General features: G+C 65.8%; 27 protein-coding genes. 17 read left to right on the top strand and 10 right to left on the bottom strand.

The genetic code is table 11. The annotated features are described in order from the left end of the window. Window positions 1-16: 16 nt before the first annotated feature. Together Verru16B_RS11690 and Verru16B_RS11685 are read right to left on the bottom strand one after the other, a co-directional pair. The gene (locus Verru16B_RS11690) at window positions 17-289 is read right to left on the bottom strand and encodes a translation initiation factor (RefSeq protein ID WP_237023405.1); all 273 of its coding nucleotides are present in this window, start codon (window positions 287-289) and stop codon (window positions 17-19) included. Between the two features lie 125 nt (window positions 290-414). Continuing rightward, entirely contained in the window at window positions 415-672 is a 258-nt protein-coding gene (locus Verru16B_RS11685; protein WP_069962448.1) for a hypothetical protein, read from the bottom strand. A 178-nt stretch (window positions 673-850) separates the two neighbouring features. On the opposite strand from Verru16B_RS11685, the gene Verru16B_RS11680 reads away from it, so the two are divergent. The 4 genes from Verru16B_RS11680 to Verru16B_RS11665 all read left to right on the top strand — a co-directional run bounded on the left by Verru16B_RS11680 (window position 851) and on the right by Verru16B_RS11665 (window position 7,392). Then, window positions 851-3,622: a 2-oxoglutarate dehydrogenase E1 component gene (locus tag Verru16B_RS11680; protein WP_069962447.1), complete on the top strand. Its 2,772-nt coding sequence runs from the start codon at window positions 851-853 to the stop codon at window positions 3,620-3,622. 110 nt (window positions 3,623-3,732) lie between these two features. Beyond that, the gene (odhB, locus tag Verru16B_RS11675) at window positions 3,733-4,974 is read left to right on the top strand and encodes a 2-oxoglutarate dehydrogenase complex dihydrolipoyllysine-residue succinyltransferase (protein WP_069962446.1); all 1,242 of its coding nucleotides are present in this window, start codon (window positions 3,733-3,735) and stop codon (window positions 4,972-4,974) included. Between the two features lie 110 nt (window positions 4,975-5,084). Beyond that, window positions 5,085-6,458 (top strand): dihydrolipoyl dehydrogenase, encoded by a 1,374-nt coding sequence (gene lpdA, locus Verru16B_RS11670; RefSeq protein ID WP_179947396.1) that lies wholly within the window; start codon window positions 5,085-5,087, stop codon window positions 6,456-6,458. A 49-nt stretch (window positions 6,459-6,507) separates the two neighbouring features. Next, window positions 6,508-7,392 carry a DMT family transporter gene (locus tag Verru16B_RS11665; RefSeq protein ID WP_069962444.1) on the top strand — a complete coding sequence of 295 codons (885 nt, stop codon included), beginning with the start codon at window positions 6,508-6,510 and terminating at the stop codon, window positions 7,390-7,392. Window positions 7,393-7,433: 41 nt separating this feature from the next. On the opposite strand, the gene Verru16B_RS11660 is transcribed toward Verru16B_RS11665, so the two are convergent. Then, complete coding sequence (locus tag Verru16B_RS11660) at window positions 7,434-9,566, bottom strand: SUMF1/EgtB/PvdO family nonheme iron enzyme (protein WP_069962443.1); 2,133 nt, start codon at window positions 9,564-9,566, stop codon at window positions 7,434-7,436. Between the two features lie 122 nt (window positions 9,567-9,688). Between Verru16B_RS11660 and Verru16B_RS11655 the strand changes: the two genes are divergently transcribed. Then, the gene (locus Verru16B_RS11655) at window positions 9,689-10,375 is read left to right on the top strand and encodes an HAD family hydrolase (RefSeq protein WP_069963723.1); all 687 of its coding nucleotides are present in this window, start codon (window positions 9,689-9,691) and stop codon (window positions 10,373-10,375) included. 91 nt (window positions 10,376-10,466) lie between these two features. Here Verru16B_RS11655 and Verru16B_RS11650 read toward each other — a convergent pair whose 3' ends face one another. Then, on the bottom strand, window positions 10,467-10,904 hold the full coding sequence (locus Verru16B_RS11650; protein WP_069962442.1) for a hypothetical protein: 438 nt from the start codon (window positions 10,902-10,904) through the stop codon (window positions 10,467-10,469). A 77-nt stretch (window positions 10,905-10,981) separates the two neighbouring features. On the opposite strand from Verru16B_RS11650, the gene rpiB reads away from it, so the two are divergent. The 11 genes from rpiB to Verru16B_RS11595 all read left to right on the top strand — a co-directional run bounded on the left by rpiB (window position 10,982) and on the right by Verru16B_RS11595 (window position 18,328). Next, window positions 10,982-11,419 (top strand): ribose 5-phosphate isomerase B, encoded by a 438-nt coding sequence (gene rpiB / locus Verru16B_RS11645; protein ID WP_069962441.1) that lies wholly within the window; start codon window positions 10,982-10,984, stop codon window positions 11,417-11,419. 177 nt (window positions 11,420-11,596) lie between these two features. Next, window positions 11,597-12,040, top strand: a complete 444-nt coding sequence (locus Verru16B_RS11640; RefSeq protein ID WP_069962440.1) for a MarR family winged helix-turn-helix transcriptional regulator — start codon at window positions 11,597-11,599, stop codon at window positions 12,038-12,040. A 41-nt stretch (window positions 12,041-12,081) separates the two neighbouring features. After that, entirely contained in the window at window positions 12,082-13,017 is a 936-nt protein-coding gene (locus tag Verru16B_RS11635) for a ring-cleaving dioxygenase (protein ID WP_069962439.1), read from the top strand. A 79-nt stretch (window positions 13,018-13,096) separates the two neighbouring features. Beyond that, entirely contained in the window at window positions 13,097-13,717 is a 621-nt protein-coding gene (locus Verru16B_RS11630) for an alpha/beta hydrolase (protein WP_069962438.1), read from the top strand. Between the two features lie 189 nt (window positions 13,718-13,906). Continuing rightward, entirely contained in the window at window positions 13,907-14,425 is a 519-nt protein-coding gene (locus Verru16B_RS11625; protein ID WP_237023403.1) for a KdsC family phosphatase, read from the top strand. Window positions 14,426-14,432: 7 nt separating this feature from the next. After that, window positions 14,433-14,873, top strand: a complete 441-nt coding sequence (gene lptC / locus Verru16B_RS11620; RefSeq protein WP_069962437.1) for an LPS export ABC transporter periplasmic protein LptC — start codon at window positions 14,433-14,435, stop codon at window positions 14,871-14,873. Beyond that, entirely contained in the window at window positions 14,870-15,433 is a 564-nt protein-coding gene (locus Verru16B_RS11615; RefSeq protein WP_069962436.1) for an LptA/OstA family protein, read from the top strand. The genes lptC and Verru16B_RS11615 overlap by 4 nt, the downstream gene beginning before the upstream one ends. Beyond that, window positions 15,430-16,167 carry an LPS export ABC transporter ATP-binding protein gene (lptB, locus tag Verru16B_RS11610; RefSeq protein ID WP_069962435.1) on the top strand — a complete coding sequence of 246 codons (738 nt, stop codon included), beginning with the start codon at window positions 15,430-15,432 and terminating at the stop codon, window positions 16,165-16,167. The genes Verru16B_RS11615 and lptB overlap by 4 nt, the downstream gene beginning before the upstream one ends. A 94-nt stretch (window positions 16,168-16,261) precedes the next feature. Continuing rightward, a complete protein-coding gene (gene hprK / locus Verru16B_RS11605) occupies window positions 16,262-17,299 on the top strand; it encodes an HPr(Ser) kinase/phosphatase (protein WP_083270303.1) in 1,038 nt (345 codons plus the stop codon). A gap of 5 nt (window positions 17,300-17,304) precedes the next feature. Next, entirely contained in the window at window positions 17,305-18,057 is a 753-nt protein-coding gene (gene rph, locus Verru16B_RS11600) for a ribonuclease PH (RefSeq protein ID WP_069962434.1), read from the top strand. A gap of 31 nt (window positions 18,058-18,088) precedes the next feature. Next, complete coding sequence (locus tag Verru16B_RS11595) at window positions 18,089-18,328, top strand: hypothetical protein (RefSeq protein ID WP_069962433.1); 240 nt, start codon at window positions 18,089-18,091, stop codon at window positions 18,326-18,328. An 84-nt stretch (window positions 18,329-18,412) separates the two neighbouring features. Here the strand turns inward: Verru16B_RS11595 and Verru16B_RS11590 are convergent, their stop codons facing one another. The 4 genes from Verru16B_RS11590 to Verru16B_RS11575 form a co-directional block, all read right to left on the bottom strand. After that, window positions 18,413-19,231 (bottom strand): urease accessory protein UreD, encoded by an 819-nt coding sequence (locus Verru16B_RS11590; protein ID WP_237023402.1) that lies wholly within the window; start codon window positions 19,229-19,231, stop codon window positions 18,413-18,415. A gap of 114 nt (window positions 19,232-19,345) precedes the next feature. Further along, complete coding sequence (ureG, locus tag Verru16B_RS11585) at window positions 19,346-19,972, bottom strand: urease accessory protein UreG (RefSeq protein WP_069962432.1); 627 nt, start codon at window positions 19,970-19,972, stop codon at window positions 19,346-19,348. A gap of 72 nt (window positions 19,973-20,044) precedes the next feature. Continuing rightward, entirely contained in the window at window positions 20,045-20,716 is a 672-nt protein-coding gene (locus Verru16B_RS11580; protein ID WP_237023401.1) for an urease accessory protein UreF, read from the bottom strand. Window positions 20,717-20,855: 139 nt separating this feature from the next. Next, a complete protein-coding gene (locus Verru16B_RS11575; RefSeq protein WP_069962431.1) occupies window positions 20,856-21,320 on the bottom strand; it encodes an urease accessory protein UreE in 465 nt (154 codons plus the stop codon). 131 nt (window positions 21,321-21,451) lie between these two features. Between Verru16B_RS11575 and Verru16B_RS11570 the strand changes: the two genes are divergently transcribed. Continuing rightward, window positions 21,452-21,781: a DMT family transporter gene (locus Verru16B_RS11570; protein ID WP_069962430.1), complete on the top strand. Its 330-nt coding sequence runs from the start codon at window positions 21,452-21,454 to the stop codon at window positions 21,779-21,781. Window positions 21,782-21,792: 11 nt separating this feature from the next. Here Verru16B_RS11570 and ureC read toward each other — a convergent pair whose 3' ends face one another. Both ureC and Verru16B_RS11560 read right to left on the bottom strand, forming a co-directional pair. Beyond that, window positions 21,793-23,562 carry an urease subunit alpha gene (ureC, locus tag Verru16B_RS11565; protein WP_069962429.1) on the bottom strand — a complete coding sequence of 590 codons (1,770 nt, stop codon included), beginning with the start codon at window positions 23,560-23,562 and terminating at the stop codon, window positions 21,793-21,795. A 5-nt stretch (window positions 23,563-23,567) separates the two neighbouring features. Next, window positions 23,568-23,930 (bottom strand): urease subunit beta, encoded by a 363-nt coding sequence (locus Verru16B_RS11560; RefSeq protein ID WP_069962428.1) that lies wholly within the window; start codon window positions 23,928-23,930, stop codon window positions 23,568-23,570. Window positions 23,931-23,934 lie beyond the last annotated feature (4 nt).

Raw genomic sequence — 23,934 nt, 5'->3', positions numbered from 1 at the left:
CCCGCCCGACCAGCCCTTAGCCGCCCGCAAACACCGGCCGGAATCCGGCCTCGGTCAGGATCTGCGCGATCTTCTCGCGCTGGTCCCCTTGGATCTCGATCTCGCCGTCCTTGACTGTCCCCCCGCACCCGCAGGCGTTACGCATCTTCTTCGCCAAGGACTCCTTCTCCGGCAGGCCGATGCCGACAAACCCGGTGACGAGCGTCACGGTCTTGCCGCCGCGCCCCGCGGTCGTGCGCTTGATGTCCACGCGCCCGCGATTCTTGGCCGGCGCCGTCGCCGGGGTCACTGACCCCGGTTTGCCGGATTCAACCCGCCCCGGAACCGCCTGGGGCAAACCGGAACCGCTCAGCGCCGCGAACGGATTGGTCCCGAGACCCTGACCTCCATCGGTGGAAATCTTCTTTTCCGCGCTCATGCGTGCCCTCCCCCGCAGCCTCCCGGAGGCGACGCCGGCCGGGCCGCCAACTGATCCCCCGCCCCCAGCCAGGCCAGCGCCTTGGCGTAGCTGCGTCCTTCCAAAAAATGCCGCAGTTGCGGGTGCATCCCCTCGCGGTGCGCCGCCAGCAGTGCCTCCACGTCATTCAGGGCCGCCGAGAGGGCAGCCCCATCAGCGGACTTTATCGCATCGTTGAACCGGATTAGCGCGTCTTTGATCTGAGTGTCAGCCATGACCTTAGGTCTTTATTAAGTTATCTTAACCAAGCGTTTAAATCCATACCAATGCGGGAATCACCTCCCCGCGGAACCGGGAATCCACTTGTCTCGATTTCGGCGGGATGCTTCCTTGCACCTTCCGCAGCTACTATCCGATTTCGTGATAGGCAAGCGGCGATCCCTTTCACCTTCCATGAATCACCTTTCCGTTTCCGAAAGTGCCAATGCCGCGCTCATCGAGGAATATCACCAACGCTGGCTCGACGACGCCAACTCCGTCGATCCGACCTGGCGCGCCTTCTTCCAGGGCTTCACGCTCGCCGGCGGCCACCTGACCCCCACCGCCGCCGCCAAGGTCGGCGAGGTCAACATCGTGGACAGCCTCAAGCAGGCCCACGTCCACTACCTCATCAACGCCTACCGCGCCCTCGGCCACACCCAGGCGCACCTCGATCCCCTCAGCGGCCCGCCCGCCCCGCAGCCCCGCCTGCAGCTGGCGCAGTTCAACCTCACTGAGGCCGACCTCGACACGGTCTTCGACACCGGCACCTACCTTGGCGGCGCCCAGATGAAGCTCAGCGACATCATCGCCACCCTGCAGCAGACTTACTGCGGCCACATCGGGGTCGAGTACGCCCATATCCAGGACACCGACGCGCGTCGCTGGCTCCAGGAGCGCATCGAGTCCACCCGCCTGCAGCCCAAGTTCACCAAGCCCCAGAAGGTCCGCATCCTTCGCCGCGTCCACAAGGCCGAGCTCTTCGAGAAATTCCTCCACACGAAATACGTCGGCCAGAAACGCTTCTCCCTCGAGGGCGGCGAAACGATCATCGCCGCGCTCGATGCCGTCATCGACCACTGCCCCGGCGCCGGCGTCGAGGAAATCGTCATGGGCATGGCCCACCGCGGCCGCCTCAACGTCCTGTGCAGCGTCATGCGCAAGTCGTTCGACCTCCTCTTCGAGCAGTTCTCCGAGAATTACATCCCCGACACCGTCGCCGGCGACGGCGACGTGAAATACCACCTCGGCTACGAGTCCATCCTCACCACCACCTCGGGCAAGAAGGTCGAGGTCCGCCTCGCCGCCAATCCTTCCCACCTCGAAATCGTCAACCCCGTGGTCGAGGGCAAGGCCCGCGCCCGCCAGCGCATCCGCGGCGACGCCAAGGAACGCCGCAAGGTCATGCCCCTGCTCATCCACGGCGATGCCGCCGTCGCCGGCCAGGGCATCGTGGCCGAGACCCTGAATTTCTCCCAGCTCCCGGGCTACCGCACCGGCGGCACCGTCCACTTCATCATCAACAACCAGATCGGCTTCACCACCGACCCTCGCGACTCCCGCTCCACCCACTACTGCACCGACATCGCCAAGCTCGTCGAGGCGCCCATCTTCCACGTGAACGGCGACGACCCCGAGGCCGTCTGCCTGGTCGCCCAGCTCGCCGTCGACTTCCGCGTGCAATTCAAGCGCGACGTCTTCGTCGACATGTACTGCTACCGCAAGCACGGCCACAACGAGACCGACGAGCCGTCCTTCACCCAGCCGATGCTCTACCGCAAGATCGCGGCCCACAAGCAGGTCTCCGCGCTCTATACCCGCTCCCTCGTCGCCGCCGACGCCCTCTCGGAGGCCGAGGGCGAGGCCATCAAGGCCGAGTACTCCGCCGCCCTCGAGGAGAACCTCGCCAAGGCCCGCGCCCGCGAGTCCGCCAAATCCGAGAAGCGCCGCACCACCACCGCCAGCGGCGCGCCGACCGACGCCTTCAAGGGCTCCAACGCCATCTTCCAACCCGTCTTCAAGCACACCCCGGTCGCCACTGCGGTCCCCGCGGCCACGCTCGACCGCGTGGTGCAGGCGCTCACCACCGTGCCCGCCGGCTTCAAGATCCATTCCAAGATCAAGCGCTTCATCGAGGGCCGCGCCGAGGCCCACCAGAACGGCGGTCCCTACGACTGGGGCATGGGCGAGGCTCTCGCCTTCGGCACCCTCCTGCTCGACGGCACCCCCGTGCGCCTCAGCGGCCAGGACTGCGAGCGCGGCACCTTCACCCACCGCCACGCCGTCTTCAACGACACCGAGTCCGGCGAGAAATACACCCCGCTGAACCACATCGCCGAACAGCAGGGCAAGTTCTGCGTCTACAACTCCCTCCTCTCCGAGGCCGCCGTGCTCGGCTTCGACTACGGCTACTCGCTCGACTACCCCGACATGCTCTGCATCTGGGAGGCCCAGTTCGGCGACTTCGTCAACGGCGCCCAGGTCGTCATCGACCAGTTCATCACCAGCGGCGAATCCAAGTGGCAGCGCTGCAGCGGCATCACCCTGCTCCTGCCCCACGGCTACGAGGGCCAGGGCCCCGAGCACTCCTCCGCCCGCCTCGAGCGCTTCCTCCAGGCCTGCGCCGAGAACAACATCCAGGTGGCCAACCTCACCACGCCGGCCCAGCTCTTCCACGCCCTCCGCCGCCAGACGATGCGCGACTTCAAGAAGCCGCTCGTCATCATGTCGCCCAAGTCCCTCCTCCGGCATCCCGCCGCCGTCTCCGGGCTCGAGGACTTCACCCAGGCCAACTTCCAGGAAATCATCGACGACCCGATCGACTCTGGAAAGTGCGACCGTCTGATCCTCTGCTCCGGCAAGGTCTACTACGACCTCGTCGACTACCGGGAGAAAAACAAGATTCCGCACACCGCGATCATCCGCATCGAGCAGCTCTACCCGCTGCACCGCGACCGCCTCGGCCAGCTGGCCGACGAGTACGGCCGCGATGCCCGCCTCATCTGGTGCCAGGAGGAACCGCAGAACATGGGCGCCTGGTCCTTCCTCGCCCCCCAGCTCGAGGAGATCTTCGGCCGCAAGCCGGTCTACGCCGGCCGCGACGCCGCCTCCTCGCCCGCCGTCGGCCTGCTCGCCCTCCACCGCGCCCAGCTCGCCAACTTCCTGAACCGCGCCTTCACCGCCTGAAGCCCAACTAGCGAGTAGCGGGTAGTGAGTAGCGAGCATCGCAAACCACTCTCCGCCTCCCGCTACCCGCCCTACTCACTACTCGCTACCCACTACTCACTCCTTTCCCTATGGCCATTGAAGTCAAAATCCCCCCGATGGGCGAATCCATCACCTCCGGCGTCCTCGCCAAGTGGCACGTCCAGAACGGCGATATCGTCAAAAAGGACCAGCCGCTCTTCGAGCTCGAGACCGACAAGATTACCTCCGAGGGCACCGCCGAGGCCGCCGGCCGCATCTCGTTCAGCCTCACCGCCGGCACCGACGTGAAAATCGGCCAGGTCGTCGCCACGATCGACCCGGCCGCCACTGCCGCCGCTTCGACTGTGGCAAAGCCACAGGACGAACCGCGCCGTAGCCCAGAGGGCGAAGGCGGGTCCCCCGCCGTCCGCCGCCTCGCCGCCGAAACCGGCATCGACCCCGCCAACATCACCGGCACCGGCAAGGCCGGCCGCGTCACCAAGGGCGACATGCTCGCTGCTTCGCCCGCGCCCGCTGGAGCGACGGCGACCCCGCCGCCATCCGCCTCAATTGGAGGCGGGGTGCCCTCACCCCGCGAGGCTCAGACTGCGAAATCAGTCGCCCCTGTGGGAGCGAGCTCGCTCGCGACTTCCGCCCGGCAGACCCGGACCAAGATGTCCAAGCTCCGCCAGACGATCGCCGCCCGCCTCGTGCAGGCCCAGTCGCAGGCCGCCATGCTCACGACCTTCAACGAGGTCGACATGTCCGCCGTCATGGAGCTGCGGAAGAAATACCAGGACGATTTCACCAAGCGCCACGGTGTGAAGCTCGGCTTCATGTCCTTCTTCACCAAGGCCGTCGTCCAGGCCCTCAAGGACGTCCCCGGGATCAATGCCCAGATCGACGGCGACGAGATCGTCCAAAACCATTACTATGATATCGGCATGGCCGTCTCGACCGACAAGGGCCTGATGGTCCCGGTCATCAAGGGCTGCGAATCGCTCGACATGGCCGCCATTGAAAAGGCCATCGGCGAGGCCGCCAAGAAGGCCCGCGACGGCAAAATCACGCTCGCCGACCTCGAGGGCGGCGTCTTCACCATCACCAACGGCGGCATCTTCGGCTCGATGCTCTCGACCCCGATCCTCAACGCCCCGCAGAGCGCGATCCTCGGCCTCCACGCCATCAACGAACGCCCGGTCGCCGTCAACGGCCAGGTCGTCATCCGCCCGATGATGTACCTCGCCCTCAGCTACGACCACCGCCTCGTCGACGGCAAGCAGGCCGTCACCTTCCTCGTGAAGGTCAAACAGCTCATCGAGGACCCCGCCCGCCTCGCCATCGGGATCTGAAATCAGTAGCGAGTAGTGGGGAGTGAGGTGCGAGCATACCGGGCCACTCCACTCTTCTACTCGCTACCCGCTACCCGTTACCCGCTACTCACTACTCGCTACTTCCCATTATGGATTCCTTCGACCTCATCGTCATCGGCGCCGGCCCCGGCGGCTACGTGTGCGCCTTCCGCGCCGCGCAGCTCGGCCTCAAGGTCGCCCTCGTCGAGAAACGCGCCACCCTCGGCGGCACCTGCCTCAACGTCGGCTGCATCCCCAGCAAGGCCCTGCTCGCCTCCTCCGAACACTTCGCGTTCGCCCGCCACCACGCGGCCGAACACGGCATCAAGCTCGAGGGCGTCTCCCTCGACGTGGCCGCTATGCTCAAAAAGAAGACCGGCATCGTCGAGAAGATGACCGGCGGCATCGCCCTCCTCGCCAAGGCCCGCAAGATCACCGTGATCACCGGCGAAGCCCGGTTCACCGCCCCCGGCATGATCGCCGTCGGCGACCAGTCCTACGCGGCAAAGCACATCGTCATCGCCACCGGCTCCGCGCCGGTCGAACTGCCGTTCCTGAAGTTTGACGGGGAAACAATCGTCTCCTCCGACCACGCCATCTCCTTCCCGGCCGTCCCCAAAAAACTCGTGGTCGTCGGCGGCGGCGCCATCGGCCTGGAACTCGGTTCCGTCTGGGCCCGCCTTGGCGCTGACGTCACGGTCGTCGAGTTCCTCCCGCAGATCGGCGGCGCGGCCGACGCCGACATCATCCGCAACTACACCCGCATCCTCAAGGCCCAGGGCCTGAAGATCGAGGTGAACGCCAAGGTCACCGGCTTCGCCCAAGGCAAGCTCACCGCCGAGCGCGACGGCAAAGTGCTCGAATTCCCCGCCGACAAGGTCCTCGTTTCCGTCGGCCGCCGCCCCTACGCCGACGGCCTCGACCTGGCCAAGGCCGGCGTCGAGCTCACCGACAAGAAGCGCATCAAGGTCGACGCCCACCTCAAGACCAACGCCGCCGGCGTCTACGCCATCGGCGATGTCATCGACGGTCCCATGCTCGCGCACAAGGCCGAGGAGGACGGCGTCGCCGTCGCCGAGTGGATCGCCGGCAAGGCCGGCCACATCAACTGGGACCTCATGCCCGCCATCATCTACACCGACCCGGAGATCGCGACCGTGGGTATCGGCGAGGACGCCGCCAAGGCCAAGGGCCTCAAGGTCAACGTGGGCAAGTTCAACTTCGCCGCCAACGCCCGCGCCCACGCCAACGACGCCGCCGATGGTTTCGTCAAGATCATCGCCGACGCCAAGACGGACAAGATCCTCGGCGCCCAGATCCTGGGCAAAAACGCCGGTGAACTTATCAGCGAGATCGTCACCCACATGGAATACGGCGGCAGCGCCGAGGACCTCGCCCGCACCATCCACGCCCACCCGACGATGAGCGAGGCGGTCAAGGAGGCCGCGCTCGCGGTCAACAAGGCCGCGCTCCACGCGCTCTGATCCCAGACGCTGTCCGGCGGCCATCCACGACCGGCCGCCTGCCCTCCCGATGTCCGCCTCCGTCCACCGTCGTGCCCTGGCCCTGATGCTCCTGTCCGCCGCGGCCTTCACCGCGAACGTCCTGCTCGTGCGAGCCCTCAACGACCTGCACTTTGCGAACATCTGGCTCGTCTCCTGCGCCCGCTTCATCGTGGGGCTGGGCGTCGTCGCCGTGGTCTACCGGCACGACTGGCAGCCCGCTAACCTGTTCCGCAATCGCAAGCTCATCGAGCGTGGCCTCATGGGCGGCATCGGCGTGTACCTCACCTACCTCTGCGTCGTTAAACTCGGCGCCGGCCGCGCCACCTTCATCAACAACACCTACGTCATCTGGGGCGCCCTGCTCGCGGCGTGGGTCCTGAAGGAAAAGCTCCAGCCCTCCCTCATTACCGGCGGCGTACTGGCGCTCGTCGGCCTGGGCCTGCTCACCAACGTCCTCAGCACCGGCACACCCCCGGGTCTCTACGATGGACTCGCCGTGGTCGCCGCCCTCATTTCCGCATGGGTGGTCGTCACCATCCGCCAGCTCCATGCCACGGAACACTCCTCCACGATCTTCGCCGCCCAGTGTGTCTACGGCCTCGTACTCTGCGGCATCCCTGCGTTCCTGCAGTTGCAACCCATCACCGGCCTGGGCCTCGCGGTCACGGCCGTGGCGAGCGTCTGTGCCGCCGTGGGCCAGCTCGCCATGACCCGCGCCTTCCGCGACCTGAGCGTGGCCGAGGGCTCCCTGCTGCAGATGACCGTCCCCCTGGGCATCGCCGCTGGCGGCGTGGCTTTTTTCGATGAGCGCTTCCTCGTCCACGAGCTCGTCGGCGCCGCCCTCATCCTCGGCGGCACCGCCTTCACCGCCCTCCGCCAGCCCGCCCGAGCCGACATCAAAGCTGCTTCATAGTTTACTGCCTGTGCCGTCGAATACGTCGCCAAAGGCCACGTCTATCTCTGAATGGAACTGAGGGCGATGCGGAAGCCGATTCCACTGCCGCGGTAATCACGCGGTAAGGGAAATCGCAAGCTGTAGCGGCAGTTGACGGGATCGGCCCTCCATGTTGCGCCACGGGTGACGCGAATCGTGCCCGAAGGATTCCCCATGGGGTCGGTCACACTGCCGCCCGGGTAAGCGTAGGGTTCACCCCATGTCCATTCCATCACATTGCCAAGCATGTCGCAAAAGCCCCAGGCGTTGGCTCGCTTCTGACCGGCAGATTGCGTCTGAGTAGTGTTGGCTGAATACCATGCAATCTCATTGAGATTGCCCATGTCACCCCCCGTCATGCCCGCGCGCCCCGCATACTCCCATTGCGCCTCCATCGGCAGCGTGTAGGCAAAGCCATCGGGCAGTCGGTCCGCCGCTTGTTCCCGATCTGTCAGCTTGCGGCAAAACTCCATCGCCTCGTCCCAGCTTATTTGTTCCACCGGAAGATCGTCGCCTTTGAAGAAACTCGGATTGCTGCCCATAATTGCGCGCCATTGGGCCTGCGTCACCTCCGTGCGTCCCAGCCAAAAGGGGCGACTGATGGTGACGCGCGTGACCGGCCTCTCATCCTCACTTCCACCCTTGGCTGCACCCATCAAATAGGTGCCTGCAGCCACCGGGAGAATCGTAAGTTCCAAACCAGGAATCACGAAGGCTTGACCTTCCACCGGCCGCGGGACTCTGGCCAAAACTTCTTTTAAAAGCAGCCGCTCTCCGGAGTGTACCTCACCCCGAATGGTTTTAGTCACATACCCCTTTAGACGGAGGTTTAGTTCGAGAATCCCCGTTCGCACCTCATTTAAGACTAAAGGGGTTTTGCCTAGCAGCAGGCCGTCGCTCAGCACTTCTGCACTCGCAGGCTCACTTTCTAGCCGGAGTGATCCCGACTCAAATGCAACCGTGAGGCCGGCCTCTCGTCCGCGTGTTATTTCCGCCGTGAGCGTTTGCTCCGGCCAGCCGGACCGGCGGAAGGTGACGCGCGCCAAGCCCAGTCCGAGATCGGTTACCCGAGCGGGGGTGATCCCAGTGTGACTTCGCCCAAAAGCATCGACTAGGCTCCAAGCCAGGCCGGTCGGATTGGACGCCAGCTGTAACGACCCTGTGAGCGTCAGCTGCCGTTCTTGCTCACTCCGGAGCTCATCGTCGAGCTTGGCCAGTTCGCGCTTGATTGCTTCCACCAGCGGCAGGGCTTCGTCCACCGCCTTGGCTGAGACCAACTGCTCGGCCCGTGCCCGGATCGTACGGGCTGGATGCCGCATTAACCGGTCAGCCAGCCAGCGGGCGTAGTCTGCGGTCGACTCCGCCCGAAGTTCCGCCTGACGCAGACGGCCCACCGGGGCGTCGCGCAGGCTCCGGAGGTCACTCTTCGCCTCACTCGCCGCCTTCTCCGCGTCACGCTCTGTCCGCTCGAAGATCTCCCAGAGAGTGCGTATTTCAGCCAATTCCGCCTGCAGGGAAACCTGCAGCTTGCCGACCCTCTCCTGCTCGGTCTGGGCCGCGGCGGTCGCCCGCGCCTTCTCCTCTGCCTCAGTCTTCCGTTGCGCCTCGGCCACCAGCCGGACTTCTTCGGCCTGCCGCTTCTCCGCGGCCACTCTAGCTTCTGCCGCGTCCCTCGCCTCCGCCGCCATCCGCGTCATTTCCACATTCTCGGCGCGGGTCTTCATGACCCACCAACCGCCCGCCCCGAGCACGATCACGGCGATCACGACCACAATCAGGAACTCGCGTCCGCTCGACTTCCGCGCGGACGAGTGACTGGGGGCATGGGACTGGCTACCGGAACCGCCCGTCGGTATCGCCGCGGCTCCAGCCCAGGCGGCTCCCTTTGCTGCGGGCCCTCCCGCCTCCAGCTTCCCGCCGGACTCCTTCTTCAGCACGGGCAGCGCTGAAGTATCTGCAGCGAGCGTGAGTATCTCGAAGGCGGCCGTGATCTCGTCGAGCGATTCCCGGTATTTCGCCTTCAGGCCAGGCGTTGGCGCCTTGGCGATCCGGTCCTCGAGCGCGGTCCGCAGCTGCTGGAACCGCACCTCAATCTGCACCGGGGTGGAATCGATGGACACTTCCAGAATCCGGGCGGCTTCGGCAATCGTCATGAACCGCGAAGAAAACACTTTAGCTGACTGATTCGAGCCAAACTTTCCCCCTGCAACCATCGGCGCCTCGTTTCCCCACCTTTTTTCGTGTCTTTCGGGTGTTTCGTGGTCTCCTGCTCTCCGTGAAAAAACTCCTGCTCTGGGACATCGACGGCACGCTCATCAAATCACACGGCGCCGGCGTCCGCGCCATGGAGAAGGCGCTGACCAAACGCTTCGGCGTGACCGTCGACCTCGGCTCGATCGACTGGGCCGGCCGCACCGACAGCTGGATCACCGGCGAGGTCTTCCGCCACGTCGGGCTGCCGGACACGCCGCAGAACGCCCACGATTATCTCGAGGCCTACCTCGCGCAGTTGCCCCTGGAACTGGCCCACGGCCAACCTGGGGTCGTGCTCCCCGGCGTGCTGGATCTCCTGGAAACCATCCATCACCGCAATGACATCGCCCAGGGCCTGCTCACCGGCAACCTGCGCCGCGGCGCCGAGCTCAAGCTCACTCACCATCAGGTCTGGCATTATTTCGAATTCGGCGCCTTCGCCGACGACAGCCCGCGCCGCAACGACCTCGGCCCGCACGCCCTGCGCCGCGCCCGGGAACACCACGCCGTGGATTTCACGCCGGAGAACACCTTCATCATCGGCGACACCCCGCATGACATCGCCTGCGGCAAGGTCATCGGCGCCCGCACCATCGCTGTGGCCACCGGCACGTTCTCCCTCGAGCAACTCGCCGCCCACGCCCCCACCGCGCTCTTCCCCGATTTCTCGGACACCGCCGCGTTCCTCCGCGTGATTGAGGCGGAATAAGCTGTAGGGCGGGGTCGCCGAACCCCGCCATGGTTCGGTTGCAATATAGTGATCGAAGGCGGGGTTCGGCGACCCCGCCCTACAAGCCCCCTCACCGCGTCACCGTCTCGATCGCCGTAACGTGCCCATCCTGCAGAATCAGCCGCATGGACTCCATGTCGGGATCCGGGGTCGTGCTCATGCTGATGCCGGTGCTGGAGCCCGTGTATCCGCCGCTGCCCACCGCCATGCCCACGCTAACGCGCGGGCGGTTGCGATAATAGATCCAGATTTCCGAGGTCTCGTTGTCCGCTTCCTGCCGGCTGAGCTTCCGGCCCGGCCGACCCAGCGCCATCTCCGCCATCTCGGCGGTGAACCCGACATCCACCCGACCCTCGCGGATGAAGCGGCGCACCTCCGGGGGATATTCGGCATAGGCCCCCCGGTTGGCATCGATGCGGGATTGCGGCGTCGAGGACGCGCAGCCCGCCGCGAAAACGACCGCGGCAATCATGAAACCGGAGACAGAAATGATACGCAGGGCAGGCATGGTTTTGTGACTCAGAACAGTGATCCAAGTCTCGACAGCCGCAAGCCGCCCGGGTTCATTCGCGACGCACCATCCCCATGAAAAAGTTCACCATCGCCATCGGATCCGACCACGCCGGTTACGCCTACAAGGAGAAGATCAAGGCCCTGCTCCTGGCCGAGGGCCACACCGTCCGGGATTGCGGCACGAATTCCGACGCCCCCTGCGACTATCCGGATTACATCCGCCCCGTCGCCCTGGCCGTCTCCCGCGGTGAGGTGGAGCGCGGTATCGTGCTCGGCGGCTCCGGCAACGGCGAGGCCATCGTGGCCAACCGCGTGAAAGGCGTGCGCTGCGGTCTCTGCTGGAACGAACAGGTCGCGATCTGGAACCGCTCCCACAACGACGGCAACTGCCTCTCCCTCGGCCAGCGCACCATCACCGAGGAGGAAGCCTTCAAGATCGTCAAAGTCTGGCTCGCCACCGAGTTCGAAGGCGGCCGCCACCTCGCCCGGATCAACAAGATCGACGCCTGAGACCCAGCATCGCAGGTTTTCACGGTATTCGCTGCTGAGCGGTCGGTGCTTGCGCCGACCTAAGCCGAGTGGTCGCCGCGGGCAGTGACCTCACAATGGCAACGACTTAAGCTTCATTTAGTCAGTCGCTTAAAGGAATGATTTGACATTGTAGCAATATAGTGGACTGTCTGTCCTATGGGAACAAGACACCGCGGCCCGATCGATGAGATCAACGCCCTGAACGCTTTCATCAAGCTTCAGCGCGCGGCCGAGTCCGTCTCTGCCCGGGTCCACGCCGTCCTGCCCCCCGAGCTTACCATCACCCAGTTCGGCGTCCTCGAATCCCTCCACCACATCGGCCCCCTCTGCCAGAGCGAACTAGCCGAGAAACTGCTCAAGAGCGGGGGCAACCTCACCCTCGTCGTGGACAACCTGGAGAAGGCTGGCTACGTCCTGCGCGAGCGCGATCCCGCCGACCGCCGCTTCGTGGTCGTGAAGCTCACCCCCAAGGGCCAGACCTTCATCACCGCCCTCTTCCCCAAGGTCGTCGCCAACGTCACCCGTGAGATGGCCACCCTCTCCTCCACCGAACTCTCCGACCTTGGCCGCCTCTGCAAGAAGATCGGCCGCCAAGCCTGATTTCGTTTTAGCCTATACTTTAACATCAAACCATAATCGCCATGAAATCCAACCTCACTGGTCTCCATCATATCACCGCCATCTCCTCTGACGTGAAGCGCAACGTGCACTTCTACACCCAGGTCCTCGGTCTGCGGTTCGTCAAAAAGTCCGTCAACCAGGACGACACCGGCACCTATCATCTCTACTACGGCAATTACAGCGGCGCCCCCGGGACCGCCCTCACCTTCTTCCCCTGGGCCGGCCTGCCTCGCGGACGCCCCGGTCGCGGCCAGGCCTACGCGACCGCCTTCTCCGTGCCCGCCACCTCCCTGCCGTTTTGGCAGGAGCGTCTCGCGCGGCTGAAGGTCACGACCTACCCGGTTGAGACCCGCTTCAATGATCAGGTCCTGCCGTTTCAGGATCACGACGGCCTGCGCCTCGAACTCGTCGCCAGCACCGAGGCCGATCCGCGTCCGCCCACCCCCTCGACCGAAATTCCGGCCGAACACGCGATCCGTGGGTTCCACAGTTCCACCCTCGCCCTCGCCGAGACCAGCGCGACCGTGCACGTCCTCGAGGCGCAGATGGGCTACCGTCTGCAGACGCAAGCCGGCCACCGCGCCCGCTACACCATCGCCGAAGGCGGTCCGGGTACCTACGTGGACCTGCTCACCGACCCCGCCATCCCCCGCGGCCTGAACGGCGCCGGCACGATCCACCACGTCGCCTTCCGCACCCCCGACGACGCCTCCCAAGTCGCCGCCCGCCAGACGCTGCTCGAGGGCGCCCTGTCGGTCAGCCCGGTGATCGACCGCGCCTACTTCAAATCCATCTACTACCGCGAACCAGGCGGAGTGCTCTTCGAGATCGCGACCGACCAACCCGGCTTCGCCATCGACGAACCCGTCGAGACCCTCGGCACGAAACTATCCCTGCCGCCGCACCTCGAGCCCCACCGCGCCGAGATCGAAGCCTCCCTGCCGAAACTCTCCTGAGCCCTTCCCGTGGGCCAGCCAGCTTGCTCGCGCCATCAGCGCCCGCCCGCAGACTGGCCCACGTGAACACCCAACCACCATGTCCTCCCTCTCCTACCTCCACCGCTTTGAGCCGGGCGACGGCGCCAAGGCCCCGCCCTTGCTCCTCCTCCACGGCACCGGCGGCAATGAAAACGACCTCCTCCCGCTCGGCCGTCAGCTGGCCCCCGGCTCGCCCCTGCTCAGCCCGCGCGGCGACGTCAGCGAACACGGCATGCCGCGTTTCTTCCGCCGCTTCGCCGAGGGCGTGTTCGACCTGAAGGATGTCGCCCAACGGACCCAGGCCCTCGCCGACTTCGTCGCCGCCGCCGCTCGCGAATACGGCTTCGATCCCAACCGCTTGGCCGCGCTCGGCTACTCGAACGGCGCCAACATCGCCGCCTCGCTCCTGTTGCTCCGCCCGGAATCGCTCACCGCCGCCGTCCTCCTGCGCCCGATGGTCGTGCTCGAGCCAAAGCAGCTGCCCGATCTCACCGGCAAGCGGATCAGCCTGCTCTCCGGCCGTCACGACCCCATCGTGCCCGTGGACCATCCCCCGCGCCTCGCTGAGATGTTCCGCCGCGCCGGTGCGTCGGTCGATCTCCACTGGCTCGACACGGGCCACCAGTTGACGGAGGGGGATCTGCAGCTCGCCGCCGGGTTCCTGGCTGCCGAATCCTGAAGTCACGCCTAACCCGCAAACCCGAGCCAGTCTCGGCTCGACTGTGGGAGGGTCTTTATGCCCCGACAGCTCGCGGGCCAAGTCGGGGCATAAAGCCCCTCCCACACCTCAACCATCGCCCCCCCGATTTCCGCGCTTTAGGATTCCCGCAGGCGGAAATACCCGGCAACCTCCCGCACACCTCCACCCGTGGCCAAATCCCCCCGCACGAAATCCCGCGTCTCCCCCGCCCGCTGGGCCGCCATCCGCCTCTTCGCGATGGATGTGGATGGCGTGCTGACCGACGGCACGGTTGAGATCCACTCCGACGGCACCGAGTCCAAACAGTTTTCCATCCTCGATGGCATGGGCCTCGTCCGCCTCCACAAGGCCGGCCTCGCCGTCGCGTGGATTTCCGGCCGTCCCTCTGAGGCAACCTCCGCCCGCGCGGCCGAGCTCAAAGTGCCCCATGTCATCCAAGGCCGCACCGACAAACTCATGGCCCTGCAGGAACTCGCCAGCCAGCTCGGCCTCGCCGCGAGCCAGGTCTGTTACATGGGCGACGACGACATCGACGCCCCCGCCATCAACTGGGCCGGCATCGGGGTCGCCCCCTCGGGCTCCATGCCGGCCGCGCTGAAGGTCGCCGACCTCGTCCCGCGCCGCGCCGCCGGCCTCGGCGCCGTCCGCGAAGTGTGTGAACATATCCTCGCTTCCCGGGGTCCCTAAGGCCGTCATGCCCCCGTTTTCCCGCCTCCTTCTCCTGGCCCTGCTCGCCGCCGGCGCGCTCTCCGCCTCCACCACGCGGCTCGCCACGGACAAACCGATCATCAATTTCCGCCTCCCCGACTTCACCCCCGAGGGCCACCGCTCCTGGCTGGTGCGCGGCTCCGAGGCCCGCTACGCCGCCGAGGGCCTCGTGGACTTGAGTGAGCTCAACCTCACGATCTTCACCGGTGACGCCGACGACAAGGTCGAGACCCTCATCCTCAGCCCGTCCGCGCGGATCCGGCTCGGCGATCGCCTGGTCAGCGGCGAGGATTCGATCCGGATCATCAACGACCGTTTCGAGGCCTCCGGCAGCCAGTGGACCTACGATCACGCCGCGAAAAGAGTTTCCATCACCCGGAACGTGCGCGTAGTCCTCCACACCCAGCTGAAGGATATCCTCCAATGAAAACGCTTCCCGCCCTCCTCTGCCTCGGCCTGCTCGCCGCGCGGCTCCCCGCCCAGTCGGTCGAGCCCGCCAACACTGTCATCGAGAGCGAGCAGTTCGACTGGCGCAGCGCCGACACCGAGACCACCTCCGTCTTCACCGGCCGCGTGGTCGTGACCGCCACCAATCTCCGCCTCTCCTGCGACCGGCTTGAGATCATCGCCCTGCGCAAGGCCGATCCCACCGCCACCATCGGCAAGATCGAGGGCTTCAAGTCCATGGTCGCCACCGGCAACGTCCGCATCATCCAGGGCGACCGCGAGGCCGCCTGCGGCCGCGCCGAGGTGCTGCCCGGCGACAACAAGATCATCCTCACCGGCCAGCCCGTCGTCGTCGACCGCTCCGTCAACTGGACCTGGACCGGCGACGAACTCGAGATGCTCCGCGGCGAACGCCAGATCCGGGGCAAGAACGCCCGGTTCACCGGCCCGCCCATCAAGGATCTCGGCGTGGACCTGGACAAGAAACTGGCCCCCGCCAACGAGCCCGCCCCGGCCACCCCGCCCCCCGCGCAACCGTGAGCATCGAAACCGCCACCGAAATCCGCACGGAAGGCCTGGTCAAAACCTACGGCACCCGCTCCGTCGTCAACGGGGTCAACCTCCGCATCCGCGCCGGCGAGGTCGTCGGCCTCCTCGGCCCCAACGGCGCCGGCAAGACCACCACGTTCTACATGGTGGTCGGCCTCGTCCCGGCCACCTCCGGGCACGTCTTCATCGGTGACACGGACGCCACCGACCTGCGCATGCACCGCCGCGCCCGCCTCGGCGTCGGCTACCTCCCGCAGGAAGCCTCCATCTTCCGCAAGCTCACCGTCGCCGAGAACATCCTCGCCATCGTCGAGACCCTGCGCGTGTCCGCCGCCGACCGCCCCGCCTTGGTCCAGCACCACCTCGAGGAACTCAGCCTCAGCCACCTCGCGAAGCAAAAGGCCTACACCCTCTCCGGCGGCGAACGCCGCCGGCTCGAGATCGCCCGCGCCCTCGTCACCCGGCCGAAGTTCCTCCTCATGGACGAACCCTTCGCCGGCGTGGACCCCATCTCCGTCGCCGAGGTCCAGAAGATCATCCTCGACCTGAAGCAGCGCGGCATCGGCGTGCTGATCACCGACCACAACGTCCGCGAAACCCTCCGCATCGTCGACCGCGGCTACATCATCAACAAGGGCCAGGTCATGACCGAGGGCACCCACGACTTCCTCATCAACGACCCCCAGGCCCGCGAGATCTACCTCGGCAAGGATTTCAACCTCTGACCCCGGCCCTGACCCCACCCGCAAGCTTTAAGCTTCCGCCCCACAGACTCTTGCCTATAGCTTAACGCCTGAAGCCGATCGCTTCCCCGCCCCCATGCCCGCCAAAGCCATCAACGGCATCACCGTAGCGCATTTCTTCGAGACCTACCGGGACAAGCTGCAACTCGAGTTGCTCAACGGCGCCAGCGGCCTCCACCGCCTCATCCGCGAGGGCTCGATCAACCGCCCCGCCCTCGCCCTCACGGGGTTCTTCAAATATTTCGCGAACAAGCGCATCCAGGTCTTCGGCGCCGCCGAGATGACCTACCTCAAGACGATCAACCAGCGCCAACAAATCGAGATCTTCGGCGAGATGACCAAGCGCGGCATCCCCGCCATCATCCTCACCCGCAACTACACGGCCACCCACCCCATGCTCGCCGTGTCGGAGGAGATGAACCTCCCGATCTTCCGCACGCCGCTCATCACGATGAACTTCGTGAACGCCGCGACGCTGTGCATCGACAACGAGTTCGCGCCCACCACCACCGAGCACGCCACCATGCTCGACGTGAAGGGCATCGGCGTGATGATCCGCGGCGACTCCGGCATCGGCAAGTCCGAGTGCGCCCTGGCCCTCATCGAGCGCGGCCACTCCCTCGTGGCCGACGACCTCACTTGCATCCGCCTGATGGACGAGCGCGAGCTCCTCGCCAGTTCCCGCCCCCTCAACCGCGGCTACATGGAGTGCCGCGGCATCGGCATCATCAACATCGCCGAAATGTTCGGCGTGAAGAGCATCCGCCTCGACAAGCGCATCGACCTTGTGGTCTCCCTGCGCGAGTGGTCGGCCGATGTCATCGAGGAACGCACCGGCCTCGAGGAGAACTACTACAACATCCTCGGCGTAAAGGTCCCGCACATCGAGTTCTACGTCCGGCCCGGCCGCGACATCGCCCGGCTCGTCGAGGTCGCCGCCCTTGTGCAGGCCCTCAAGATCATGGGCCACGACCCCGCCCGCACCTTCAACGAGCGTCTCATCGCCCACATGGCCGAGCAGGCCGCCGCCGGCACCACCAGCCATAAGGTCGCCTCCGCCTCCCCCTTCCCCGATGAGGTCGAGTCCGACGAGACCGACGGCGAGCGTCCCTGATTTTCATGTCCGCCCTCCGCTCTGACCAACGCCTCGCCGCCCAACTCCGCCCGCTCACGCTTGAGCCCGGCATCGCCCCCTACGCCTCCGGCTCCGTCTTGATCGGCTTCGGTTCGACCCGCGTCATCTGCGCCGCCACCATCGAGTCCAAGGTCCCGTCCTGGATGAAACAGCAGGGCGTCAAGGGCGGCTGGCTCACCGCCGAATACTCGATGCTGCCCTACAGCACCCTCGACCGGAAGCCCCGCGACATTGCCAAGGGCCGCATCGACGGCCGCACCGTCGAGATCCAGCGCCTCATCGGCCGCTCCCTCCGCGCCGTGCTCGACCTCCAGAAGCTCGGCGAACACACCCTCTGGATCGACTGCGATGTCCTCCAGGCCGACGGCGGCACCCGCACCGCCTCCATCACCGGCGCCTACCTCGCCGCCCGCCTCGCCATCCAGAAGCTCCTCGACGCCCGCAAAATCGCCGAGAACCCGCTCGTCGATTCCGTCGCCGCCGTCAGCGTCGGCCTCTTCAAGGGCGAGGCCCTGCTCGATCTCAACTACCTTGAGGACAAGGACGCCGAGGTTGACGCCAACGTCGTCATGACCGGCCGCGGCCAGTTCGTTGAGGTCCAAAGCAGCGGCGAGGAATCCACCTTCTCCCACGAGCAGCTCGAAACCCTCCTCGCCCTCGCCAAGTCCGGCCTGCAGGAACTGACCGCCCTCCAGGCCGCCTTCCTCCAGAAGCATCTCCCCGCCCCCGCGATTTGAAATTTGGCCCGCAATCTGCTTTTTCCCACCCATGAAAACCCTCCGCCTCCCCTCCGTCCTGCTCGCCGCCGCCCTTCTGCTCCCGGCCGTCGCCCAGGCGCATCCGGGCCATGATGGGGACCATGATTTCGTCTGGGATTTCGGCCACCTCACGGCCAACCCTCTCGCCACGATCGCCTGCATCTCCCTCCTGGTCGCCGCCGCCTGGGGCGTCCGCCGCCTCGTCAAGGGCCGTCCCGCTGCCCGCTCCGTGCGCGTCAAACGCGACTGACCGCACTTTGTAGGGCGGGGTCGCCGAACCCCGCCTCGGGCGCGGCATCATATTAGACCCAAGGCGGGATTTGGAAATCCCGCCCTACAATTTCCGCGGATCACACGCCATCCGCGGATAAAACCCCGCCAGGACCTCCCGCAGTCGCTTCAGCGTCGCCCGCAGCCGGATGCTGTCGCGGGCCACGAACTTGATGCTCCAGCCGCCGCGCCGCAGGGCGCTCACGCCCAGCCAGACCCCGTCCCCATGCAGGCCCGCCACCTCCGGGAGCCAGGTGGCCGCACCCTCCGCGATCAACACCGCGTTGCCAAAACAGGCCTTCGGTCCGGAACCGCTCAGGGCCGCCAGGGCCTTCAATTCCGCGCCGCCCATGTCCAGGCGCTCCCGCAGGATCAGCTCCCCACCCAGCCGCACCTCGGTTTCCAAATTCAAGCGTTCCCACACCCACGCCTCATCGCGGTGCGCGATCCGCCCCGGCATCAAGAGGTCGACCAGGAAAAGCCCGCCGCCCGGCTCCACCGCGGCCTGCGTGGTCTGGCGGTAGCGACAGCCCCGGTGCGGCACCAATGGCTCGGGCAGCACCTCCAGCCAGCCGCCCTGGGCCACGGTGACGGCCTGCCGGCACACCGCCGACCCGTCCCGCATCTTGAACACCCGGCTCGCACTCGGCGTGGTCACCAGCACCGCCGCGCCCGGCCCCACCGTGATGGCCGACTCCAGCGAATCGCCCTCGAGGATGCCCGCCGTGGGATTCACCACCTGCACCAGCAAGGTCTCCGCCTCCGCATCCCAATAGGGTTTGCTCAGATGATACGGCGCCCGGAACGACTGCGCCGCCAGCGCGGTCTTTCCGCCCGCGCGGGCCGCCGCCTCGATTCGAAGATGTCCGGAAAATATCGCCATGAGCAATCAGCGGGTCGCCACAAAAAGCGCAAAAATCACGAAAGCTGAATGAAACGGCCGGTTCATGATTCAGGCTGTTTCATTTTTTGCGCTTATTGTGCTTTTTGTGGCCAATCACGCCTTGGCCTTGGCTTTCTGGCCGAACAGCACCGACCGCTCGATCCACTCGATCACCGCAGCCAGGTTGTGCTCCCGCTTCAAATCGCAAAACAGGAATGGCCGTGCCCCGCGCTGGATCTTCGCATCCCGGTCCATCACGCCGAGGTCGGCGCCGACCAGCGGGGCCAGGTCAATTTTGTTGATGATGAGCAAATCACTGAACCGGATCGCCGGTCCGCCCTTGCGCGGGATCTTGTCCCCCTCGGCGACATCGATGACATAGATGAAGGCATCCACCAATTCCGGCGAAAAGGTCGCCGTGAGGTTGTCCCCGCCGCTCTCTACCAGCAGAAGCTGCAAATCAGGAAACGTCGCCTCCAGCGTCCGGCAGGCCTGTTCATTCATGGTGGTGTCGTCGCGGATCGCCGTGTGTGGACAACCGCCGGTCTCGACGCCGGCGATGCGCTCCGCCGGCAGCGCGCTGTGCTGGATGAGGAACTTCGCGTCCTCGGAGCAGTAGATGTCATTGGTGACAACCGCCATGGACCAGCGCTGGCGCATCTGCTGGCAGAGTTTGAGACAAAGCATCGTCTTGCCGGAACCCACCGGACCACCGATGCCGATTCTTGGAGGGCGTTTCATGGAAGTGCGTGAATTAAGTGAGGGTTTGGATATTGTGCCTCATAGGCCCTATGGGACCTATAGGGCCTATATTCAGGAGATAAACATCCGCGAGTCCGCCCGCTCATGCCGCGCCGCGGCGATGTCGAGCCAGGGGTTGAACCAGCCGATCTCTGCGCGCGGCACCTGCTGCGCCGCCGCGATGATCCCCGGCGCCGCGGCCAGGGTCTCGGTCAGCAGCGACTGGCTCGCATTCTGGCCGAGACGCAGGAGCTTCATCGCCGCCGAGAGCAGCGAGGCCACTGTCGCATAATAAATTCCGCCCAGCACCGCCGGCAGCGGCGCCCCGAGCACTCGTCCTTCCAAGGCCGACGCCACGGCCGCCGAATAGGGCCACCCCTCTGCGGCCGCGCGCCGCATGAATTCCACGGCCAGCGGGTGCTGCCTCAATGTCGCCATCAACTCGGTGCGTTGCCGCCCGATGTTGTCGGAGGCCAGCCGCGCCTCCTTGGCCGTCTTCAACGCCGACGAAAGCACACAAAGCTCCCCCAGCGTGGCCCAATCCCCTTCACCCAGAGCCCGCCACGCCTGCGCCGCCAGCGGCAACTCCGCCTGCCGCAACGCCGGCAGTGTCGAGAGTTCGAAAAATGCCTTCAACGTCGCGCGATCATGGACCACACCTTCCTGCACCAGCCCCTCCAGCCCGAACGAGTGCGCATAGCTCCCCGTCGGATAAAACGAATCCCCGGCCTGCAACAGGCCCACGATCCAGGCCCCATCAGGTGGAGCGCCTTGCCCCCAAGGCGCTTCGGGCGTGCCCAGCGCGTTGGGGGCAACGCGCTCCACCGCCGTGCCACGAACGCGTTTCCCCGTAGGTGGAACGCGACCTCCGGGCGCGTTTTTTTCAATGCTTGTGGCTCGGTCCGAGTTCATGGGTGGAAGCCGCGCCCCGGGCAAATCGCCCCGGGCGGAAAATCGCGGTCGTCGGTTTGAATGGCACCTTCAGACGCTCAAACAACTGCCGCACCGCCGGTTCATCCGGCGCCAGCAGCCGTGCGGGCTCCGCCTGCAGCTCCAGATGCAGGTTGCCCACCGCCCAGCCGATTCCGGCCGCCGCCGAGGGCGCCACGTCCAGCGATACTTCCAGCACGGGCTCCGGAATCTGCTGCACCACATACCGCGCCGCGGCCGTCTGCCAGAAGGTGTCGCCGGGTTGCAGCGCCCGCTCGAGTTCAAAACCAAATTCCTGTCCATCCGCCGCCGTGCCCCGCCAGATCCGCTTGGCCAGGGTGATGCGCTCCACGGCGAGCAGGAACTCACCCAGGCTGGCGTCAGGTTCGATTATCGGCGCGTGGATCAGCTGCAGCATGGAGGGACGGATCAAAGCTTCCCCCGTGCCAGACACGCAAGCCCGACCTGCGCCGCTCCGGCAGCTCGACACCCGGCCGGGCTTGGTCCTTCGTATGGGTTCAGGCATTCACCCTCAACCCTTCCACCCCCATGAATTCGTGGCTCATCCTCATCGTCGCCGGCCTGCTCGAAGTCTGCTGGGCGAGCAGCCTCAAGGCGACGGCCGGTTTCACCCGCGCCTGGCCCACGCTGTTCTTCATCACGACGCTGGCCGGCAGCATGTTCCTCCTCAGTCTGGCGGTGAAACAGCTGCCCGTCGGGACCGCCTACGCCGTCTGGGTCGGCATCGGTGCAGCCGGCACCGCCTTGGTCGCCGTCTTATTCCTGGGTGAAACCATGACGCCGGCGCGCACGTTCTTCCTCGGCCTGCTGATCATCTCGATCATCGGGCTGAAACTCACGACGGCCCCGACTGGCTAGCCGCTGTTACCTCAGAACAGGAAATACCGCTGCGCCATCGGCAGCACCTTGGCGGGTTCGCAGGTCAGGTGGACGCCGTCGGCCTTGACCGTGTAGGTCTCGGGATCGACCTCGATTTTCGGCATGGCGTCGTTGAGCACCATGTCCTTCTTCCCCACCTTCCGGCAGGACTTCACCGGTTCCAGGCGCCGGGCGAGGCCGAGTTGCTTCGGACCGATCTTGCTGCGGAGCGAGGCGGCGCTGACGAAAGTGAGGCTGGTTGAGGTGAGGGCCTTGCCCGCGGCGCCGAATTGCGGACGGTAGAACGTCGGCTGCGGCGTGGGGATCGACGCATTTGGATCACCCATGTTGGCCCAGGCGATGAATCCGCCCTTGAGCACCACCTCGGGCTTCACGCCGAACAGCGCCGGTTTGAAAATCACGAGATCGGCCAGCTTGCCGACCTCGAGCGAACCGACGATGTGCGAGATACCGTGGGCGATGGCGGGGTTGATCGTGTACTTCGCCAGATAACGCAGGGCGCGGAAATTGTCGGCGGCGGGGTGCAACTTGCCGGAGAGCGCGCCGAACTGCTGCTTCATCTTGTGGGCGGTCTGCCAGGTGCGAATGATGACCTCGCCAATGCGACCCATAGCCTGCGAGTCGGACGACATCATCGAGATCGCACCCAAATCGTGCAGGCGGTCCTCGGCGGCGATGGTCTCCGGGCGGATGCGGGACTCGGCGAAGGCGACATCCTCGGGGATCTTGGCGTCGAGGTGGTGGCACACCATGAGCATGTCGAGGTGCTCGTCGATCGTGTTGACCGTGAAGGGACGGGTCGGATTAGTTGAGGACGGCAGGACGTTGGGCTCGCTGCAGACGCGAATGATATCCGGGGCGTGACCGCCGCCGGCCCCCTCCGAGTGGAAGGTGTGGATCGTGCGGCCCTTGAAGGCCTTGATCGTATCATCCACGTAACCCGACTCGTTGAGCGTATCGGTGTGGATGGCCACCTGGACGTCCAGCTCGTCCGCCACGCCGAGACAGGTGTCGATCGCGCCCGGGGTCGTGCCCCAATCCTCGTGGAGCTTCAGGCCGATGGCCCCGGCGAGGATCTGCTCCTTCAGCGGGGCGGCGGTGCCGCAGTTGCCCTTGCCCATGAAACCGAGGTTCATCGGGTAGGCCTCGGCGGCCTCGAGCATGCGGTGGATGTTCCAGATGCCGGGCGTGCAGGTCGTGGCAAAGGTGCCGTGCGCCGGGCCGGTGCCGCCGCCGAGCATGGTGGTGATGCCGGCGCTGATGGCCTCGTCGATCTGCTGCGGGCAGATGAAATGGATGTGCGTGTCGATGCCGCCGGCCGTGATGATACTCCCCTCGCCCGCGATGACCTCGGTGCCGGCGCCGACGATCATCGGGTTTTTCTTCTTCGTGCGCGGATCAACGAAAATCGAACCCAGGCCGCTCTGGATGCCGGGATTGCCCGCGTGGCCGATGCCGACGATCAGACCGTGCTTGATGCCGATGTCCGCCTTGATGACGCCGAGGATGGGATCGAGGATCGTGGCGTTGGTGATGACGAGGTCGAGGGACTCGGCGTCGGTCGCGGTGGAGGACTGGCCCATCCCGTCCCGGATGACCTTGCCGCCGCCGAACTTGATCTCGTTGCCGTAACCGCCGCCCTCGGCGATGAGGTCGCGCTCCACCTGCACAAACAGGTCGGTGTCGGCGAGGCGCACGCGGTCGCCGACGGTGGGGCCGAACATCTCGGCATATTGGCGGCGGGAAAGTTTCAGGGGCATGGCAGTTACTTCCGTTTCTTGGCGGGTTTGGCCTTCGCCTTGGCCTTGGGCTTGGCGTCCAGCTTGCCGTTGATCTTGGCCTGCAGGCCATAGACCTCGCGCAGACCGGCCAGGGCGACGAGCTCGACGCGCTTGGTGTCGCCGGCCTCGAAGCGCACGGCGGTCCCGGCCGGGATGTTAAGGCGAAAACCCCGGGCCGCGGGCCGGTCAAAGGTCAGCGCCTCGTTGGTCTCGAAGAAATGGTAGTGGGAGCCGACCTGAATCGGCCGGTCCCCGGTGTTGGTGATGTCGAGCACCAGGGTCTTCAGTCCGGTATTGGCGTCGAAAGCGGGCGCGTCGGGCGCGGTGATGATCTCGCCGGGAATCATGGCT

The organism is Lacunisphaera limnophila (assembly GCF_001746835.1).
In the GTDB taxonomy this organism is placed as follows: Bacteria; Verrucomicrobiota; Verrucomicrobiia; order Opitutales; family Opitutaceae; genus Lacunisphaera; species Lacunisphaera limnophila.
Note: the sequence above shows the minus strand (reverse complement) of the source record. Positions and strands in the feature narration are given on the sequence as shown.